An 18,527-nucleotide genomic window follows, 5' to 3' on the forward strand; every position below is an offset into this window, starting at 1 on the left:
CCTTCTGTCATCGATGTTCCTAAACCCATTAGCGACGGGCGCGGCGTAACGTCACGCCCGTCGCTAATGCCGTGCTGGCAAAGGGGAGCTCGCGCGCCTTTACGCGTGCCAGATCTCGTCGCGGTACTCGCGAATGGTGCGGTCGCTCGAGAACCAGCCGCTCGAGGCGGTGTTGAGCAGGGCCTTGCGGTTCCAGGTCTCCTGGTCGCCATAGCTGCCCGTGAGTTTCTCCCACGCATCCACGTAGCTACGGAAGTCTGCCATGACCAGGTCGGGGTCGTTGTTGTTCATGAGCTCGTTGTAGATGCTCTCGAAGTTGCCCGAAAGACCCGCAAAGGTGTTGTCCTTGAGCTCGTCCATCACGCGGCCCAGACGCTCACGGTCGCCGTTGAGGGTATCCCACGCAAAGTAGCTGTTCGATGCCCAGAGCTGCTCGACCTCGGGGGCGGTCAGACCAAAGATGGCCTCGTTCTCGCGGCCGGCCAGGTCGGCGATCTCGATGTTAGCGCCGTCGAGGGTGCCCAGCGTAATGGCACCGTTCATCATGAGCTTCATGTTGGACGTGCCCGAGGCCTCCTTACCGGCGGTCGAAATCTGCTCAGAGATCTCGGCGGCGGGGTAGATGAGCTGGGCGTTGCTCACGCGGAAGTTGGGGATAAAGCAGACCTTCATGACCTCGTTGACGCGGGCATCGTTGTTGATGACCTCGGCGACGGAGTTGATGAGGCGGATGGTCTCCTTGGCAAAGGTGTAGCTCGAGGCAGCCTTGCCGCTAAAGATGAAGGTCGTCGGCGTCACGTGGAAATTGGGATCGGCGATGCGACGGTTGTAGATGTCCATCACCTTCATGATGTTCATGAGTTGGCGCTTGTAGGCGTGGAAGCGCTTCACCTGAACGTCGAAGACGGTGTTGGGGTCGATGACCAGACCGGTCTCGGCCTTAACGTAGGCGGCCAGACGCTCCTTGTTGGCGCGCTTGGAGGCGCCCACGGCCTTCAGGAACTCGGTGTCGTCCTTAAACTCCTTGAGCTTCTCCAGCTCAAAGGCGTCCTTGAGCCAGCCATCGCCAATGGCCTCGGTCACGAGCTTGGCATAGGTGGGGTTGGCCTCGGCAAAGAAGCGACGGTGCGAGATGCCGTTGGTCTTGTTGTTGAACTTCTCGGGCGTAAGGGCATAGAAGTCCTTGAGCACGATGTTCTTGATGATGTCGGAGTGGATCTTAGCCACGCCGTTGACGCTGTGGCTGCAGATCACGGACAGGTTGGCCATGCGAATCTCGCCGTCCCACAGGATGGCGGTCTGGCGCAGGCGCTCCTGCCAGCCCTCCTGCGTGGTGTCGAACGACTCATGCCAACGACGGCTGATCTCGTCGATGATCTGGTACACGCGGGGGAGGAGCTTGGAGAATGTGCCGATGGGCCATTTCTCCAGGGCCTCGGGCAGGATGGTGTGGTTGGTGTAGCTCACGACCTGCGTCACGATGTTCCAGGCGTCATCCCACTCGAGCTTCTTCTCATCGATGAGGATGCGCATGAGCTCGGGGCCGCACATGGCGGGGTGGGTATCGTTGGTGTGGATGGCCACAAACTGCGGCAACAGCTCCCAGTTCGCGTCGTGCTCCTTCTCAAAGGTGTCGAGCAGGCTGTAGATGCCGGCCGATACAAACAGGTACTCCTGCTTCAGACGCAGCAGACGGCCGTGCTCGCCGGCGTCGTTGGGGTAGAGGATGGCGCTGATGGCCTCGGCCTCGGCGCGCTCGGCATCGGCCAGGGCATAGTCGCCGCGGTTGAAGGCCTCAAGGTCGAAGTGCTCCTCGACCGGCTCGGCAGCCCATACGCGCAGCTTGTTGACGGTCTCGCCGGCATAGCCCACGACGGGGATGTCATAAGGGACGGCCAGGATATCCTGCGTGTCCACCGTGCGGTAGAACGTGCGGCCGTTCTCCTCAAAGCCCTCGACGTGGCCACCAAACTTAATGGTCACGGCCTTGTCCTGACGGCGGACCTCCCAGGGATAGCCGTGGGTGAGGCACTCGTCGGTGGCCTCGACCTGGCTGCCGTTGACAATCTCCTGCTTAAACAGGCCGTAGCGGTAGCGCATGCCGTTGCCGTAGCCGGCAATGCCCTCGGCTGCCATGGAATCCAGGAAGCACGCGGCCAGACGGCCCAGGCCACCGTTGCCCAGTGCCGGATCGGGCTCCTGGTTCTCAATGACGGACAGGTCAAAGCCCATGTCGTCGAGCGCCTCGGCGACCATGTCGCGCACGCCAAAGTTAAGCAGGTAGTTGTCGAGCAGGCGGCCGATCAAAAACTCGATCGAGAAGTAGTACACGCGCTTCTTGCCCTCGGACGCCGCGCGGGCGTCGCTCTTGGTGGCAACGGTGCGGGCCTTCTCGGCCACGAGCTTGGCCAGGGCGTTAAAGCGGTCGAGGTCGCTGGCGGCCTCGATGCTCTTGCCGCTAATGCTCATGACGGCATCGCGATAGAGCTCGGTAAACTCCTGCTTGTTGTCGAAGATCTTATTCATACGTTCCTTTCCCCCGGGGATATCTCCCGGAACGGTTATGACTTACATCCTACGCCCCAGAGGGGCGGGTAATTACAGTGGTAACGGCTTTGTTACGCGTCCTTAGCGGTCGACTTAACAGAAGCTGACTTGGCCTTGGTAGTTGCCTTCTTGGCAGCCGGCTTCTTGGCGGCGGGCTTCGCAGCAGCCTTGGCCTTGGTCGCCGTCGTAGCCTTCGCCTTGGCCGGAGCCTTCTTTGCAGCGGCGGCCTTGGGCTTCACCGAGGACGTGCGCTTGCGCGTCGCCTTCTTGGGCTTCTCGACCACGGGCGGCTTATAGCTGCTGGGACCGCGGCGCTTAAGCACCACGCCTGCCAGGCCGGGCACCTTTATCTCGATGGAGTCCATCTGCCCGTTCCAGGGATAGGGTTCGCTAGAGCAGGTGTAGGGCTCCTCACCGGCGTATCCGCTGCCACCGAACTCGGGACGGTCGGAGTCAAAGATGACCTCCCAGTCACCCTCGCGCGGCACGCCCACACGGAAGTTCTCGTAGCTCGCCGGGTCAAAGTTGATCAGGATCACCAGGTCGTCATCGACGTTCTCGCCCTGACGCACAAAGCTCACGATGGACTGCTTGGAGTTGTCCGCGTCGATCCAGGTAAAGCCGTCGTCGGTGTAGCCGCGCTCGTATAGGGCGGGCTCGGCGGTGTATAGGTGGTTGAGCGCCTTAATGAACGCCTGATGATGACGGTGGGTCTCGTACTCCTCGGTCAGGAACCACTGGATGGACTCGTAGTAGCGCCACTCAATAAACTGGCCGATCTCGTTGCCCATAAAGTTGAGCTTGGCACCGGGGTGCGTCATTTGGTAGAAAGCCAGCGTGCGCAGGCCGGCAAACTGGCGCCACCAGTCGCCCGGCATGCGGCCGATCAGCGAGCACTTGCCGTGCACGACCTCGTCGTGGCTCAGCGGGCAGATAAAGTTCTCGGTAAAGGCGTACATGATGGAGAACGTCAGCAGCCCGTGGTTGCCGGGGCGCCACGGAAAATCGGTCTGCATGTAGTGCAGGGTGTCGTTCATCCAGCCCATGTCCCACTTGTAGTGGAAGCCCAGGCCGCCGTCCTGTGGCGGATAGGTCACGAGCGGCCACGCGGTGGACTCCTCGGCCATCATCATCACGTCGGGGAAGTGGGCCTCCACGGCGCAGTTGACCTGGCGGATAAACGCGCTGGCGTCCAGGTCCTCCTCGGTTCCATACTTGTTGAACTTCTTTTGGCCGGGATCGTCGATGCCAAAGTTGAGGTACAGCATGCTGGACACGCCGTCCATGCGAATGCCGTCAACGTGGAAGTTCTCGAGCCAATACAGCACGTTGGAGACCAGGAAGGAGCGGACCTCGCCGCGGGCGAAGTCAAACTTGTGCGTGCCCCAGTTAGGGTGAATCTCGTGCTCAAACAGCATGTGGCCGTTAAAGGTGGCAAGGCCGTGGGAGTCGGCGCAAAAACCGCCGGGCACCCAGTCTATGATCACGCCGATTCCCGCCTCGTGGCACGCATCGATAAAGTGCATGAGCTGCTGCGGGTTGCCGTAGCGCGACGTTGCGGCAAAGTAGCCGGTCGTCTGGTAGCCCCAGGAGCCATCGAAGGGATGCTCCATAAGCGGCATGACCTCAATATGCGTGTAACCCATGTCGCGCACGTAGTCCACGAGCTCCACCGACAGGTCGTCGTAGGTATAGAACTCGCCGCGCTGCGCGGGGAAGGGGTCCATGGGACCGGGGTAGTTGCCGTACTCGTCCGGCTCGCCCTGCGGTGCGTCGCCGTGGCGCTTCCACGAGCCAATATGCACCTCGTAGATGTTGAGCGGCTGCGACATGTGGTTGTGGCCGGCGCGGCGCTTGAGCCACGCGGCGTCGTTCCACTTGTAGCTATCGAGGGTCCACAGCACACTGGCGGTACCCGGAGGGCACTCGGCCTTAAAGGCATACGGATCGGCCTTGTAGAGCTTTTCGCCCTCGTTGGTCTCGATAAGGTACTTATAGAGCTGACCCTGCTCGGCGCCAGGAATAAAGCCTTCCCAAATAGCGCTCGTATGCATGGGCACCAGCGGGTTGGCTTGTTCATCCCAGTCGTTAAATTCGCCAATGACGTGAACGCTTTTAACATCGGGCGCCCAAACGCAAAAACGCCAGCCGCGCGTGCGCTGCTGCGTGTCGGGATGCGCGCCCATCTTTTCCCAGCTGCGCTCCCACGTACCGATTCCAAACAGATAGACATCGTCCTTGGTGAGCTCCGGTGCGTGCGGGGCGGCTTTACGGGTAGCGGGCTTTTTAGTTGCTGGCTTTAGCTTTGTATCGCTCACGTTTGATCCCATCATGACGCGGCAGCGTGTTGCCTTGGTGACTAGATGCGAAAGGTCCAAGGCTGCACGAATCGAAGGGACGGCGAAGTTTCTGTGATTCGTTCCACCTCGCGTGCTCGGTGGAACTTTCGGCAAAAACTACGATAACACCTGTACGTTAGTTTTATGAACGAAAGCGGATTTGCGGGGACGTTTAATCGGTAAGCGACATGTTTAGACCACTGGCAGAATTGCCGTGGTAAAACTCTTGACAGTTTTACCAATTTGGGTTTCAAAATTGTTTGGTTGACGTTGGGTAAAACGTTTTTAGCAGGATGTTTACCATTTGATATCGAAAGGTTCGTTTATGTCCCATACCGCCGCTCCCAAGGTTGCTTTTATTTTCGACTGCGATGGCACCTTGGTTAATAGCACCCCCGTTTGGGGCTATGCCCAGCCCGAGTTATTGCGCCGCCACGGGATTGACGTGACCGTGGATGACTTTGCCCAATTTGAGCACCTTTCGCTGGAGGATGAGTGCCAGGCCTACCACGACACGTGGGGCATTGGCGCGAATGGCGAGGAGCTGTATCGCGAGCTGGGCGAGATTTTGATCGATGGCTACTCCAAGGTGCCGCCGCGCGAGGGGCTTCTGGCATTTTTGGAGCAGGCCAAGGCGGCGGGCATTGCCATGTGCGTGGCCACGTCCACGCCGGCCGAGCTGGTACAGTCCGCGCTCGCTGGTGCCGGGCTCGATGCTTACATGGAGTTTGTTACCACGACGGGCGAGGCAGGACGCTCCAAGCAGTTCCCCGATGTGTACGAGCTGGCTCTGCGTCGCTTGGAGGAGCGCCACGGGCACAAGTTTGAGCGTGCTTGGGTGTTTGAGGACGCGGTCTTTGGCCTTAAGAGCTCTGGGACCGCCGGCTTTATGCGTGTAGGTATTTATGACCCGCACGGCCGCATGAAGCGCGACGACGTGCGCGCCAATTGCGATATCTTTATCGACAGCTACGAGGAGCTGGATCTGTCCCGCGTGCTTTCGTTTGAGGGATAGGCGAGGGCTGTGGCTTGCAAGGTATTAGTGGTCTGCGGCTCGCCCGTGGTGGCGAGCGCGGATCTGTTGCATAGGCTAGCGGGGGAGTGCGATCACGTTGTCGCCGTGGACCGCGGACTCGACGCGCTGCTGGGCGCGGGACTGGGCTGCGACGTGTATGTGGGGGATGCCGACACGGTGAGCGATGCAGGTCGCTCGCTGGTCGATGCCGCCACCGGCTTTGAAGTTGAGCGCCATGACTCGTACAAGGACTATACCGATCTGGCGCTGGCGCTCGATTCCGTCCGCCGTCGCTGGCCGGGTGCCGAACTGGTTGCGACCTGCGCCACCGGCGGCCGTCCTGATATGGCGCTGAGCGTGCTGGGGCTGCTCGCGGGCTACGAGGATGCCCCAGTCTGGATTGCTGAAGATGAGACCACGACCCGCATCCTGCGCGGAGGCGAATCGTGGACCATTGAAGGCGCCGAAGGCAAGACGTTTTCCATCATCGCCATAGCGCCTGGGACGGTGGCAAGCGAGCACGGCCTAGAGTGGGAGCTAGATTGCGCCCCGCTGGGCTTGTTGGCCGACACGGGCATCAGCAACGTCGTCAGGTCAACAGCCAAGATCCAAGTCCACACCGGCACCGCCATAGCTTATCTATATCAATAGGCATTTAGAATCTGACCCAAAAAAGTCCTTGCATCAATGAAAATCTTCCCCTATAGTATCTCCTCGTCACGGGGGCGTAGCTCAGCTGGGAGAGCGCTTGACTGGCAGTCAAGAGGTCAGGGGTTCGATCCCCCTCGTCTCCACCATCGTGAATGCAAGGCCACTCAATTGAGTGTCCTTTTTTATTTGCATATGGTTTTTAACGGCCTTAACTGCATTTTTGCAAAATTTGCAGATTGCTTTCCTGTTCAAGTTTGCCGTCTGCAGCAGTTGTCGCAAAATTTGCGACAACTGCACCCTAAAAGTTATCCAACAAATCGCCTCAAAATGCGTTGACTCTATAGTCAGGCGTGCCTATTGCGTGATGAGCATTTTCGCAATTCGGCGCCCACACCCACACACCCAGAAAATGTTGTGCAATTTATTTCCCAGTTCTGTACATTATTTGTAAGCACCGCGTAATTCCTTTGGCGCTTTAATGCATAAGCTCGCCTGCATTTTCATTGACTTCCGGTGCAAGCGCTCCATTAACCTGCGTCAACGTGAACAACTTATGCAAACAACCCCCTCAAGCTCGGATTTGTTGCATATGTTGTTCAACACAACCCAAATCGGTCTCGCTCATAGCTTGTGCTAGGATACCTAACGTTACATGGGTTCAACTGTGCTCAGGCTCCATCAAGTCACATAGCGCAGGATCGATCGGCATCCGGCCGTAACGGCGGTGTTAGAAAAACCACGAGCTCCAATACAGTGGTCATGCAGCGATGTTTTGAATTGATTGGCGGTAATTTATATTTCCGCAAGATATTCTAGGCATTTTTTTGCATGGCAAAACGCAGCAAGCACTTCAGCTGTTTGCGTGCGAGTCAGTCAGTTGTGAATCATCCCCAGACTGACTCGCACGCAGCCAACTGCATGTGCTTTCGTCGTTAAGACGATTAGCCACATATGGGCTGCGCCTATACATACCGTTCACGGTGGGGCAGAGCCACGTGCTTGTCTAACTGGGCTCAGGGTTTGAATATGGAGCGCCTTCGCGCACAAGCGCCCTGGCGTAGCCATACCCAAACCCCGTGAGCCATACGTAAGACAGCAAGGGGGTGGTGCTCGTGTGGTATGTGATCCAAGTCACTAACGGTCGCGAAGACGTTATGCGCGAGCGCATCGAGCGCATGGTGCCGGCTGGCGTCATGCAGGAGCTCTTTTATCCCCAATATCAAACCGAGATCAAGCTACACCGCGAATGGGTCAGCACGACCAAGCCGCTCTTTCCCGGTTATCTCATTTGCGATACGGCGAATCCGCGCACCGTGCAACAGTATTTGCTGCGCATGGACGACTTTGCCCGGGTGCTTTCCCAGGACGGTCGGTTTGTGCCGCTGGCAAAAGAAGAGACCCAGCTCATTGGCAGCTTTACCAATAGGGGAGACCGCGTGGTGCCCATGAGCGAGGCTCTAAAGGATGGAGACCAGGTCGTAGTAACGGCAGGCCCGCTGCTGGGGCACGAGGCCCTTATCAAAACCATTAACAGACGCAAGAGCACTGCCTTTTTGGAGCTCGACTTGTGCGGCCGACGCGTAACCACCCGCGTTGGCCTTGCGGTGCTTTCAAAAGAGCAGCGCGTTATGCGCAATCACAGAAGAGCGATCGCCTAGCTGCAAGCTCGCAAGCGGACGACCGAAGGCAAAAAGTATCGGGGGAGGGGCTCTTGGAGCCTACGATGATGACCATGGCACAGGGCGCGCGGGAGACGCGCACGGCCGCCACGGCGAATTCCGTCACTGCCGCAGCCGGTGCTGCGGGGGATTACCTTACAAACGAAGAAGCGTACAAGATGCTGCGCGGTGCCAACTCCGGCGTGAAGCCCGAGCTTGGGCACAGGCTCTACCGCGTTGTTAAGCGTACGGTGGACATTGTCGCCGCCGGCGGAGCCCTGGTGTTGCTCTTTATTCCCGGGGTAATTCTGAGCGTGGTCATTTGCATAAAGAGCCCGGGCGCCAGCCCCCTATATTCACAGTGGCGCGTGGGCCGCGTGCGCAAAGACGGCACGTTCTACCTGTTTAAGATCTACAAGTTCCGCAGCATGGTTCCCAACGCAGACCAAATGCTCAAGGACTTGCAGGCCCAAAACGAGGCCACTGGCCCCATGTTTAAAATGAAGCACGACCCGCGCATTATTCCCGGTGTGGGTAACTTCATTCGCAAGCACAGCATCGACGAGCTGCCCCAGCTCATCAACGTGTTCTTGGGCCAAATGAACCTCATTGGCCCGCGCCCCGGCCTGCCGCGCGAGGTTGCCCTGTACAGCGAGCACGACATGAAGCGCCTGGCGGTAAAACCCGGCTGCAGCGGTCCTTGGCAGGTAATGGGCCGCAGCTACCTGGGCTTCAACGAAATGGTTGAGCTGGATCTTCACTATATAGAGAATCGCAGCCTGCGCCAGGACCTGCGGTTGATATTCGGCACGCTGAAGACGATGTTCTCTGGGGAAGGTGCCGTGTAGCATGCGCATCGCCATGATAGGCCAAAAGAGAACGGGTTCGCGCGAGGGCGGCGTAGAAGTGGTGGTAGGCGAGCTTGCTCGCCGTATGGCAGACCTTGGTCACCAAGTAACCTGCTACGACCGTATGGGCGAAGGAGCTCCTTCCGAGCCCTACGAGAAGGATGGCTACCGCATCGTTCCCGTAAAGGCTCTGGACATCAAGGGGCTCTCTGCGCTCACGAGCAGCTTTGCCGCAACAAGGGCCGCCATCAAAGACGGGGCAGACGTAATTCACTATCACGCAGAGGGGCCGTGCGTCCCCCTTCGTTTTGCGCGTTCCGCGGACATCAGGACCGTGGCAACGATCCACGGCCTGGACTGGCAGCGTGCAAAATGGGGCGGCTTGGCTTCCAAGTACATCAAGTTCGGCGAGGCGACGGCGGCCAAGTGCGCGGATGCGCTCATCGTGCTTTCCCGGGGCAATCAGGAGTACTTCAAGGAGGCTTACGGCCGCGAGGCTACGCTCATTCCCAACGGCATCACTCCCGAGGCGGATCTTCCCGCGAAGGAGATCTCCGAGCGCTTGGGGCTCACCCAGGGCTCCTATGTCCTCTACCTCGGTCGCATTGTGCCCGAGAAGCGACCGGAACTGTTGGTGGAGGCGTACAAGCAGGTAAAGACGGATAAGCGCCTGGTTATCGCGGGCGACTCCTCCGATACGGACGACTACGCCGTGGCGCTCAAAGAGGCTGCCGCGTCCGACCCCCGCGCGCTCTTTACCGGCCACGTTGAGGGCAACCTGCTCTCCGAGCTGTACTCCAACGCGTATTGCTACGCGCTCCCCTCCGACGTTGAGGGCCTGCCCATGAGCTTGCTGGAGGCCATGTCTCACGGTGCGGCATGCGTTACCTCGGATATTCCCGAGTGCGCGGATGTTCTGCAGGGTTGTGGGCTCACGTTCCCACACGGAGACGCGGGGGCGCTGCGCGACGTGCTTGAAGGCCTGATAGCGGATTCTGCCCAAGCGGAGAGGCTGGGCGCCATGGCACGTGACCGCGCGATTAATGGCTATGACTGGAACAGCGTCGTCCAAAGGACGCTTGCTTTGTATGAGGATGTTGCGTAATGAAGATCCTTCTTGTAAATAAGTTTCATTGGCGCAAGGGTGGAAGCGAGACGTACTACTTTGCTCTTGCCGATGGTCTTCGCGCTCTTGGGCATGAAGTTGCCTTCTTCAGCATGGAGGATGAGCGTAATGAGCCGACTGAGTGGTCGCGTTACTTTGTAACGAATCGCGACTATAACGGACCGAGCTCTATTGTCGATAAGGCGAAGGCCGCGCAGGCACTTGTGTATTCCAAAGAGGCGCGCGAGAAGTTCGATGCGCTGTGCCGTGAATTCCAGCCCGATGTAATCCATCTCAATCTCACTCATAGGCAGATTACGTTTTCCATCTTGGACGCTCCTTGGCTAAAGCAGCATCCAACGCCGGTTGTGTATACCTCGCACGACTTGATTCTTGCTTGCCCGAGCTATCTTATGCTTGATTCCGAGGGCAACGTTTGCGATTCGTGTCTCGGGGGTCATTTTGGCAATTGCCTTAAGAAGAAGTGCGTAAAGGGTTCGATCGCAAAAAGCGCGTTAGCGGTGGCTGAGGCGGAGTGGCTTAAACGGCACAAAACCTATTCACGTCTCGATCGCATCATCTGCCCGAGTGAGTTCATGCGGAACAAGTTTATTGAAGCGGGGCTTCCCGAGCGTCAGCTTGTCCTCATGCGGAATTTCCTGAATCCCGATTCGATGTCACGGGAAGTTGCCAACCAAAATAATGAAGATCCCTACATGCTGTATCTGGGACGCCTTTCTCGCGAGAAAGGCGTGTTAACGCTCGTGCATGCTTTTGAGAAGGCGGCACCGGTGATCCCTGATTGGCGTCTTGTTATTGCAGGCGATGGCCCTGAATGTGATGCTGTGAAGGTCAAAGTTTCCGCAATGCCAAACGAAATAAGCTCGAGGATTGAGCTGGTTGGATATAAAACCGGTGACGCCCTGCGCGGACTTGTGAATCGAGCCACTCTGGCGGCTGCGCCGTCAGAGTGCCTCGAGAACGCGCCATATGCGGTTCTCGAGGCACTCGCCGCGGGCAAGCCCGTTATCGGTACGAACATGGGCGGAATACCCGAGCTGGTACGTGAGGGTGAAACGGGCTTCCTGGCTGAAGCCCACGATGAGGCAGGACTCGCAGATGCAATCCGTAGGGGTGCGGCGGTGGCCGCCGATCCTGCGGCTTACGCCGCGATGAGCGCGCATTGCCGTTCATTCGTGGCAGAGAACTGTAATCAAGAGAAATACATCCGGAATCTCGTCTCCCTGTATCAAGAACTAATAGACCGGAAGGTGGTGGCCTAACCCATGGCCGAGAAGAAACTCAACGGAACCGTAATCGTAACGTACCGCTGCAACGCGCGCTGCACCATGTGCAACCGCTACAAGGCTCCCAGCCGTCCGGAGGAGGAGCTCTCCCTCGACGTGATCAAGAAGCTCCCGCGCATGTACTTCACCAACATCACCGGTGGCGAGCCCTTCATCAGGACCGACCTTGCGGATATCGTGCGCGAGCTGTACAAGAAGTCCGACCGCATCGTCATCTCCACCAACGGCTTCTTCACCGACCGCATCATCTCCCTTGCCGAGGAATTCCCCCAGGTGGGAATCCGCATCTCCATCGAGGGTCTGCAGCAGACCAACGATGAGATCCGCGGTCTCCAGAACGGCTTCAACCGCGGCTACGAGACGCTCAAGAAGCTCGTGGAAATGAAGCACCCGGACGTGGGCTTTGGCATGACGGTGCAGGATCGCAACGCTGCGGACTTGGTGCCGCTGTACAAGCTTTCCGACGAGCTCGGCATGGAGTTCGCCACCGCCAGCCTGCACAACAGCTTCTACTTTGTCGAGGCGAAGAACATCATCAAGGACCGTCCCATGGTGGCCCAGAACTTCGAGGACCTGGTAAACGAGCTCCTCAAGTCCAACGAGCCCAAGAAGTGGTTCCGCGCGTACTTCAACATGGGCCTCATCAACTACATCTATGGGCAGAAGCGCCTGCTCCCGTGCGATATGGCGTTCGACACGTTCTTCATCGACCCCTACGGCGACGTCATGCCCTGCAACGGCACCAAGGAGAAGCTCGTTATGGGCAACCTTAACGACGAGTCTTGGGATGAGCTGTGGGAGAGCGCCCAGGCCGAGAAAGTGCGCGGCTGCGTGCGCCACTGCGACCGCAACTGCTGGATGATCGGCTCCGTGTCTCCTGCCATGCACAAGTACATCTGGAAACCCGCGTCGTGGGTGCTGGCGCACAAGCTCAAGCCCGGCAAGAAGTTCGACATGCACGAGCTCCCCATCGTGCGCGACTACGAGTCGGGCAAGGTGACGAAGGAGGAGCTGGACGCTCTTTCCACCTGTGACATGCACGCCGCGATCAACGACGGCCTTTCCGACGCAAGCCGAGCCGACGCGCACGTGTACGAGACTGAGGAGGCGCTGTAGTGCAGCCGGGTGGAAAAATCGAATGCAAAAATTCAGAAATAGCGGTTGCTCGATATCAATCGGAGGAAACACGTGAAAGTATCCTGCATAACCAGGCACGCAATCTCTAATTATGGCTCCCTGCTCCAGGCATATGCGACACAACGAGCGGTAGAGAGCTTGGGGCATGAGTTCGAGATTATGGACTATGTACCTGCTTGTGAGGACGTATCCCAGCAGGTGAGGACGCTTCTTTCGACAAAGCCGTCCTGGAACGGGAACCCGTTGAAGAAGTCTGTCTACAGACTTCTGATGGAGCCTGAGACAAGGGTGGCGGGCAAGCGGTTTGCGCGTGAGCGTTCCCAGCTGCTTAAGATGAGCCCTCACTATGCATCCCTGGAGGAGCTGAAGGCTAATCCGCCCAAGGCCGATGTCTATATGACTGGAAGCGATCAGGTGTGGGGTCCCATCAGCTCGGGCGCATACGACCTGTCATACGCGCTTGAGTTTGCTCCCGAGGGCGCAAGGCGCATCTCATATGCGGCAAGCTTTGGTAAGAAGAATATCCCGGATAGCGTGCGCCCCAGGTTTCTCGAGGACCTTCGAGCATATGAGGCCGTGTTCGTACGCGAGGATGCCGCGCGCGAGCAGCTTGCCTCGTGGGGCATAGAGGCCGGACAGGTTGTCGATCCCACGCTGCTGCTTGATGGCGAGGCGTGGAGAAGGATGGCGGCACCTGCCCCGAAGGGCGAATACATCCTCGTCTACCAGATTCACAGCGACCCGACGGTGGGGCAGTACGCCGTGAAGGTTGCCAAAAAGCTTGGCTTGCCCCTGATACGGATCTCAGCAAGCCTGCACCAGGCCTCACGCGAGGGCAAGTTCAAGTGGCTGCCGACGCTTGCTGAGTTTCTCTCGTATGTCGACAACGCAGCATGCCTAGTCACGGACTCGTTCCACGGTACGGCTTTTGCCATAAATCTCAATACGCCGCTGGTAGAAGTGCTGCCCAAGAACGGAACCTCGAGCAGGAACGTGAGTATTCTGCGACTCACGGACCTCACGGACAGAGTGCTTCAGAATCTAGATGATGTCGAGTTAGCATCCAAGCAGATTGACTTTGGTCGGGTCAACGACGTGATGGGTGCGGAGAGGGAGAAGTCCCTAGCGCAGCTCAAGAGCATGATTGAGGAGTAGGGCATTGTCAAACGTTGGCACTAGGACGGTATGCAAGAAGGATATGTGCGCTGGCTGTATGGCCTGCGTCGATTCATGCCGACATGGAGCGATTGCCATTGAGGATACGATTGAGGCGTATAACGCCCGTATTGATCCTACAAGGTGCGTGGGATGTGGACTGTGCGAGAAAACGTGTCCCCAGATGGTATCCCCATCTTCGTTGCGTCCTCTCGAGTGGCTACAGGGGTGGGCGAAAGATACATCGCTCAGAATGTCATCTTCGTCCGGGGGTCTGGCTACGGCCATCTCGGAGGCGTTTGTGGCGTCAAATGGATTAGTGTGTTCATGTGCACAGGAGGGCGGTGAGTTCCGGTTCCACCTCACTTCTGATGCGGATTACTTGAGGAGGGCCCAAGGCTCCAAATACGTCAAAAGCAATCCGCTTGGTGCGTACCGCGAGGTTAGGGAGGCCCTGCAAGGTGGTCAAAGGGTTCTCTTTATCGGTCTTCCTTGTCAGGTTGCTGCGATGCGTAACTTCGTTGGAAGCCGTTTAGCCGATTCCCTTTACACCATCGACCTTATCTGTCATGGTTCACCGTCCCCCAAGGTCCTGAGCCGATTCTTGGAAGAGACAGGTAACAACCTGTCTAATGAGCTGATACTGGACTTTCGAAAGAAAGTCCAGTATCAGCTCCGCTATCGCGGAGCTGAAACTGTGGGTAGGACGGGTGTCCGCGATCGCTACTCGATTGCTTTCCTCTCGGGTTTACCGTATACGGAAGGCTGCTACTCCTGCCGCTACGCCAAGGGTGATCGTGTCTCCGATATTACGCTTGGCGATTCATGGGGTAGCGAGCTTTCTGATGAGGTCGCGAACGGGATATCCCTCGCACTTGTGCAGACAGACAAGGGTCGAGAACTGTTAGAAATGACGGACCTTGAGCTTTTGCCGGTTGATCCTGGTCTAGCTGTGGCCAACAATGAACAGCTTCAACGTCCTTCGACGAAGCCTATAGAAAGAAATACCTTTATGGACGGCTTTCGTAACGGGGTACGGGTTAACCGACTCGTTCTCAGGGCGAGGCCAAAAGACTGCGCCAAGTACTTGGTCAAGGATATACTGCTTGCACTGGGTTTGCTCAGGGGTTAACACATCGAGAGCGTTTGCTTTAGGCATTAATGATAAGGTAATCCATATGTTGAGTAATTCCAAGGTGCCAAAGTGCGTCGTATTAATGGCGTCATACAACGGCATCCCATTTATTTCAGAACAAATTGACAGCATTCTCTCGCAGGCTGAAGTTGACGTACGTCTTTTTGTCCGTGATGACGGGTCATCTGATGGTACTCGTGATCTTCTGCAGCGCTATGCAGATGAGGGCAGTCTGACTTTGTTAACAGGAGAAAACCTAGGACCTGCTTTAGGGTTTTTGACGTTGTTGCGGAATGCTCCCGAAGCTGATTACTATGCGTTTTCCGACCAAGATGATATTTGGGATAGCGATAAACTGATAACTGCGATTAAACAGCTTAAGAAGCAGGAGAATTTGGCTCTTTATCATTGCAATTCAAGACTTGTAGATTCAGCTGGTAATGAGATGGGCCGGTTAACCTATGGGCAACAAAGGTGCATATCTTATCGAGATAACGACCCTCTCAACCAGCTTTGCATTGGGTCACCTATGGGATGTACGCAAGTATTTGATAGGCGTATTTGGGAAGTTGTTTGCTTGCATGAGCTGCCCCATCCCGTCATCATGCATGATAAGCTGATAGCTAATCTATGCGTGCTGCTGGGTTATCGGATTGTTTTCGATGCTTCTCCTCATATGGGATATCGCCAGCATGGTCGTAATGTGGTCGGTGTGAGTACTGATTTACCATCTAAAGTGATTGAGAAAATCAATAGTTTTTGTCATCCGCGAGAGATTACTCTTGCAAAGCAAGTTACTGGACTTCTTTCAACTTATTCCGACTGCATTCTTCCTCCAGAGCGTGCTCTTGGAGAGTTGGTATCGAAAATGGACGCTTCTTTCATGGCTAGGTGCAGGGTTTCTTTCTCTTCGAGGCTGAATTTCGGCAGTCTACAAGAGGGCCTTTTCAATAGATCTCTCCTCTTGTTTGGGAAGCGATGATATGAGTAAAAGCATCCCCAAACCGCACAATAGTGGGTACGTCCTAGCGCTTGCCTTTTGCGACTATCTCAAGGACAAGACCGGCACCCCAAAGGCTATTATGGCGAGTCAGCAGGCCATGGCGTCGCACGGCATAAGTTACGTCTATCTCCACTCGGTTAAGAAGACCCTGTTCAGGGACGACCAGATGCTATTTTGCGAATTCGGGGTTACGGTCGACGGGGTGGAGGCTGGTGTTTTCAGTATTGCCCAGGTGTGCGAGGCCCTTTGCAGCTGGCAAAAAAGCGGCTTCAGCCTTCTTGAGCTTCATATCCACCACCTTCTGTACGTGAGCCTTGAGAAAGTCTCCGAACTGCTAAAAGTTACAGGCAAAACACCGGTCAGGGCCTTTCTCCACGACTATTACCTGTGTTGTACAAGCTATAACCTCCAAAATAGGAGCGGCTTTTGTGACAGCTCAAGGCTCGGCGACGCTCCCTGCGAGAAATGCCCCCACTTCAGTAACAGCCTTCGTGTGGAGTCGAAGATCCAAGGGCTGTTTGACTCCATCAAAAATCTCCGTTTTGTTGCACCTTCGACCTATACGAAGAATCGGTTTCTCTCATTCAGGCCCCAATACGAGGGCCTTGTTGATGTAATACCGCACCAAAAGCTGCTTGGAGAGTATCTGGGCAACAGACGTCCTCTGAACGCAGGGGAGCGCATCAGGGTTGCCTTTCTGGGGATGCCGAGGAAGACAAAGGGCTGGGAGACCTGGCTTCGCCTCGTATCTGCGGTCGATGAACAAGAGTACGAGTTCTTCGTCTTCAACAGCTCGAACGATATGTATCCAGGGATGAACAAGCGGTTTGTCGAATTTGATGAGAAGCACCCAAATGCCATGACCGACTCTCTCAGGGAGTGCGAGATTGCCATCGTTGTCATGTGGCCATCTTGTCCAGAGACCTATAGCTACACCTGTATGGAATCTTACTCCGCAAACGCTTATACGATTTCGAGTGCATGTGCAGGCAATGTCGCCGACTTTGTCGTTGAGCATGGGTCCGGTTTGGTGCTGAATAACGAGGAGGAGCTAATCGGGCTGTTTAGGGATAAGAGCCGGCTTATCAGGGAGGTCAATCGTTTCAGGAGCGGAAAGCCTGGTCCGCTCGATCTTGTCGATTCAGATGAGATCGTAGACCTGCTTCCATGCTCCTCGGTAGGTCTCAACACGGGAGTTCACATGCACACGAGGCTGATTGAACGTGTGCTGCTGGAGGTACTCAATGCAAGATCATAGGCATGCGAGGCTCGTTATAAATAAAGCGGAGGAGCGGGCTGGTCGAAGAGGTCGTTGGTATCTCCCTAATAAGCAAGGCGTTCTAACCGTTTGCATGGGTGACCTGGCGGATGCGACGATCGTTATAGGTATCTTGGCGCAGGTTTTCTTCCTTGAGTACTATGGTCTGGGGCGATACCTCAACTGGGTAATTACCGGCATGATTTGCGTGAGGGCGCTCTTCTCCGGATGGAAATATAGCGGTAGAGCGCTACTACTTGGGCTGATTACCGTTGCAGGGTGGCTGTCTGGTGCCCTCTTGGGTGGCAATATGGAAACGTTTAGGGCGAATATTTTGCTGCTCCTCTACCCGTTTGTCTATACGCTTTACTTCTTTCTTTTGGTCACTAACAAGAGGGATTTTCTTCTTGGACTCTTTGATGCAGGTTTTCCGGTCTTCAACGCCATATTGCTTCTCAATATGGCGATCATGTTTATCCAGTACTCTACCCATGGGATGATCGCTGCGACAACGAACGACATCGGTTACTTCGAGGACAATATCTCCGGCCTGTTCTCTTATGCGTCCGTCCATGCGGTGGCCCTTTACACTTCATTCGTCGTGCTCTACAACTTCGTCTGGATTAGGAGGCTTCGGGGTCCTCTCTGGCCATCCCTTGCCATCGCTTACAACGTCTGCCTTATCGTCCTGTCCTTCTATCTTGCGACACTCAACGATAATAAGGCGCTCTTCATAATCCTTCCTCTCGTTTTAGTGATGTTCTGGCTTATTTCAGTCATGAGAGGAGAAGCGGATGTTTCGGGTCCCTTCTTTTGGCTTGTCGCCTTGTATTTTATCCTGACAATTGCATACGCCTTGGTGCCTGCGTTCCAGATCCTCGTGGATACGCAAGTGTTTGGTCTGTTCGATATGGTTGGCAGTTCAGCTTCCGTCGGTACTGCTGCCGACGGCAGTAACGAGAGGATTGCTATCATCGGCTTCGCTCTCTTGAGACCGGCTACATGGAGTCTCGGAGAGGGTCTTGGAGCCTCAAGCTTCTACGCGTCCGGGTTCATGTCGTTTAACCACTTTGGTCAAGCGGATATGGGGTCTTTCTTGATTCTCATGGGGGTTTGGGAGACGGCAGCGTATGTAGCGTTTTTCCACTCCGTGGTTAGTGAGTTTATGGAGCAGGAAAAAGGATCTAATGGCCGGATTGTTCGTTTGCTCCTTTTGCTAACAATTCTTATTACCTTTCTGTATACGCAGTGCTTTACAAGGGTGAACTGCTGCTTGTGCCTACTGCTGCTCTGTGGAGCGCTGGCTTGGTCGTGGAATTCCTCGGCTGCAGACTATTTGATTATTGATAGAGACGAAGAACAGGTTTGA

At 56.2% G+C, this 18,527-nt stretch carries 14 protein-coding genes and 1 tRNA gene; 13 read left to right on the plus strand and 2 right to left on the minus strand.

The features are described from left to right. Positions 1–99: 99 nt before the first annotated feature. Entirely contained in the window at positions 100–2,526 is a 2,427-nt protein-coding gene (locus I1969_RS04505; RefSeq protein WP_195233235.1) for a glycogen/starch/alpha-glucan phosphorylase, read from the minus strand. Between the two features lie 92 nt (positions 2,527–2,618). Next, entirely contained in the window at positions 2,619–4,880 is a 2,262-nt protein-coding gene (gene glgB / locus I1969_RS04510) for a 1,4-alpha-glucan branching protein GlgB (protein ID WP_195233327.1), read from the minus strand. Positions 4,881–5,211: 331 nt separating this feature from the next. Here glgB and I1969_RS04515 point away from each other — a divergent pair, with 331 nt between their 5' ends. From I1969_RS04515 to I1969_RS04575, 13 genes are all read left to right on the plus strand, one after another. Beyond that, the gene (locus I1969_RS04515) at positions 5,212–5,901 is read left to right on the plus strand and encodes an HAD family hydrolase (protein ID WP_195233237.1); all 690 of its coding nucleotides are present in this window, start codon (positions 5,212–5,214) and stop codon (positions 5,899–5,901) included. Between the two features lie 9 nt (positions 5,902–5,910). Continuing rightward, positions 5,911–6,552 (plus strand): thiamine diphosphokinase, encoded by a 642-nt coding sequence (locus I1969_RS04520; protein ID WP_195233239.1) that lies wholly within the window; start codon positions 5,911–5,913, stop codon positions 6,550–6,552. 70 nt (positions 6,553–6,622) lie between these two features. Then, positions 6,623–6,698, plus strand: a tRNA-Ala gene (locus I1969_RS04525). A 960-nt stretch (positions 6,699–7,658) separates the two neighbouring features. Further along, positions 7,659–8,210, plus strand: coding sequence for an antiterminator LoaP (gene loaP / locus I1969_RS04530; protein WP_271747940.1), 552 nt, complete (start codon positions 7,659–7,661; stop codon positions 8,208–8,210). A 53-nt stretch (positions 8,211–8,263) separates the two neighbouring features. Continuing rightward, a complete protein-coding gene (locus I1969_RS04535) occupies positions 8,264–9,058 on the plus strand; it encodes a sugar transferase (RefSeq protein ID WP_197032255.1) in 795 nt (264 codons plus the stop codon). 1 nt (position 9,059) lies between these two features. Continuing rightward, complete coding sequence (locus I1969_RS04540; protein ID WP_195233243.1) at positions 9,060–10,163, plus strand: glycosyltransferase family 4 protein; 1,104 nt, start codon at positions 9,060–9,062, stop codon at positions 10,161–10,163. After that, complete coding sequence (locus I1969_RS04545; RefSeq protein ID WP_195233245.1) at positions 10,163–11,446, plus strand: glycosyltransferase family 4 protein; 1,284 nt, start codon at positions 10,163–10,165, stop codon at positions 11,444–11,446. Before I1969_RS04540 ends, I1969_RS04545 begins: the two co-directional genes overlap by 1 nt. A 3-nt stretch (positions 11,447–11,449) precedes the next feature. Next, positions 11,450–12,586, plus strand: coding sequence for a radical SAM protein (locus tag I1969_RS04550; RefSeq protein ID WP_195233247.1), 1,137 nt, complete (start codon positions 11,450–11,452; stop codon positions 12,584–12,586). A gap of 72 nt (positions 12,587–12,658) precedes the next feature. Next, the gene (locus I1969_RS04555) at positions 12,659–13,762 is read left to right on the plus strand and encodes a polysaccharide pyruvyl transferase family protein (RefSeq protein WP_035138275.1); all 1,104 of its coding nucleotides are present in this window, start codon (positions 12,659–12,661) and stop codon (positions 13,760–13,762) included. A gap of 58 nt (positions 13,763–13,820) precedes the next feature. Then, positions 13,821–14,894: a Coenzyme F420 hydrogenase/dehydrogenase, beta subunit C-terminal domain gene (locus tag I1969_RS04560; protein ID WP_229028264.1), complete on the plus strand. Its 1,074-nt coding sequence runs from the start codon at positions 13,821–13,823 to the stop codon at positions 14,892–14,894. A gap of 46 nt (positions 14,895–14,940) precedes the next feature. Next, on the plus strand, positions 14,941–15,879 hold the full coding sequence (locus tag I1969_RS04565; protein ID WP_082421944.1) for a glycosyltransferase: 939 nt from the start codon (positions 14,941–14,943) through the stop codon (positions 15,877–15,879). Between the two features lies 1 nt (position 15,880). Continuing rightward, positions 15,881–17,158 carry a glycosyltransferase family protein gene (locus tag I1969_RS04570; RefSeq protein ID WP_055287332.1) on the plus strand — a complete coding sequence of 426 codons (1,278 nt, stop codon included), beginning with the start codon at positions 15,881–15,883 and terminating at the stop codon, positions 17,156–17,158. Between the two features lie 94 nt (positions 17,159–17,252). Beyond that, a complete protein-coding gene (locus I1969_RS04575) occupies positions 17,253–18,527 on the plus strand; it encodes a hypothetical protein (protein ID WP_195233257.1) in 1,275 nt (424 codons plus the stop codon).

It is taken from the genome of Collinsella aerofaciens, from assembly GCF_015548375.1.
GTDB lineage: Bacteria > Actinomycetota > Coriobacteriia > Coriobacteriales > Coriobacteriaceae > Collinsella > Collinsella aerofaciens_AB.

Coding starts and splice junctions, on each gene's coding strand:
- I1969_RS04505 (WP_195233235.1), bottom strand. CDS start 2,526: ATGAATAAGATCTTCGACAACAAGCAGGAGTTTACCGAGCTCTATCGC.
- glgB (WP_195233327.1), bottom strand. CDS start 4,880: ATGATGGGATCAAACGTGAGCGATACAAAGCTAAAGCCAGCAACTAAA.
- I1969_RS04515 (WP_195233237.1), top strand. CDS start 5,212: ATGTCCCATACCGCCGCTCCCAAGGTTGCTTTTATTTTCGACTGCGAT.
- I1969_RS04540 (WP_195233243.1), top strand. CDS start 9,060: ATGCGCATCGCCATGATAGGCCAAAAGAGAACGGGTTCGCGCGAGGGC.
- I1969_RS04545 (WP_195233245.1), top strand. CDS start 10,163: ATGAAGATCCTTCTTGTAAATAAGTTTCATTGGCGCAAGGGTGGAAGC.
- I1969_RS04550 (WP_195233247.1), top strand. CDS start 11,450: ATGGCCGAGAAGAAACTCAACGGAACCGTAATCGTAACGTACCGCTGC.
- I1969_RS04560 (WP_229028264.1), top strand. CDS start 13,821: ATGGCCTGCGTCGATTCATGCCGACATGGAGCGATTGCCATTGAGGAT.
- I1969_RS04565 (WP_082421944.1), top strand. CDS start 14,941: ATGTTGAGTAATTCCAAGGTGCCAAAGTGCGTCGTATTAATGGCGTCA.
- I1969_RS04570 (WP_055287332.1), top strand. CDS start 15,881: ATGAGTAAAAGCATCCCCAAACCGCACAATAGTGGGTACGTCCTAGCG.
- I1969_RS04575 (WP_195233257.1), top strand. CDS start 17,253: ATGGGTGACCTGGCGGATGCGACGATCGTTATAGGTATCTTGGCGCAG.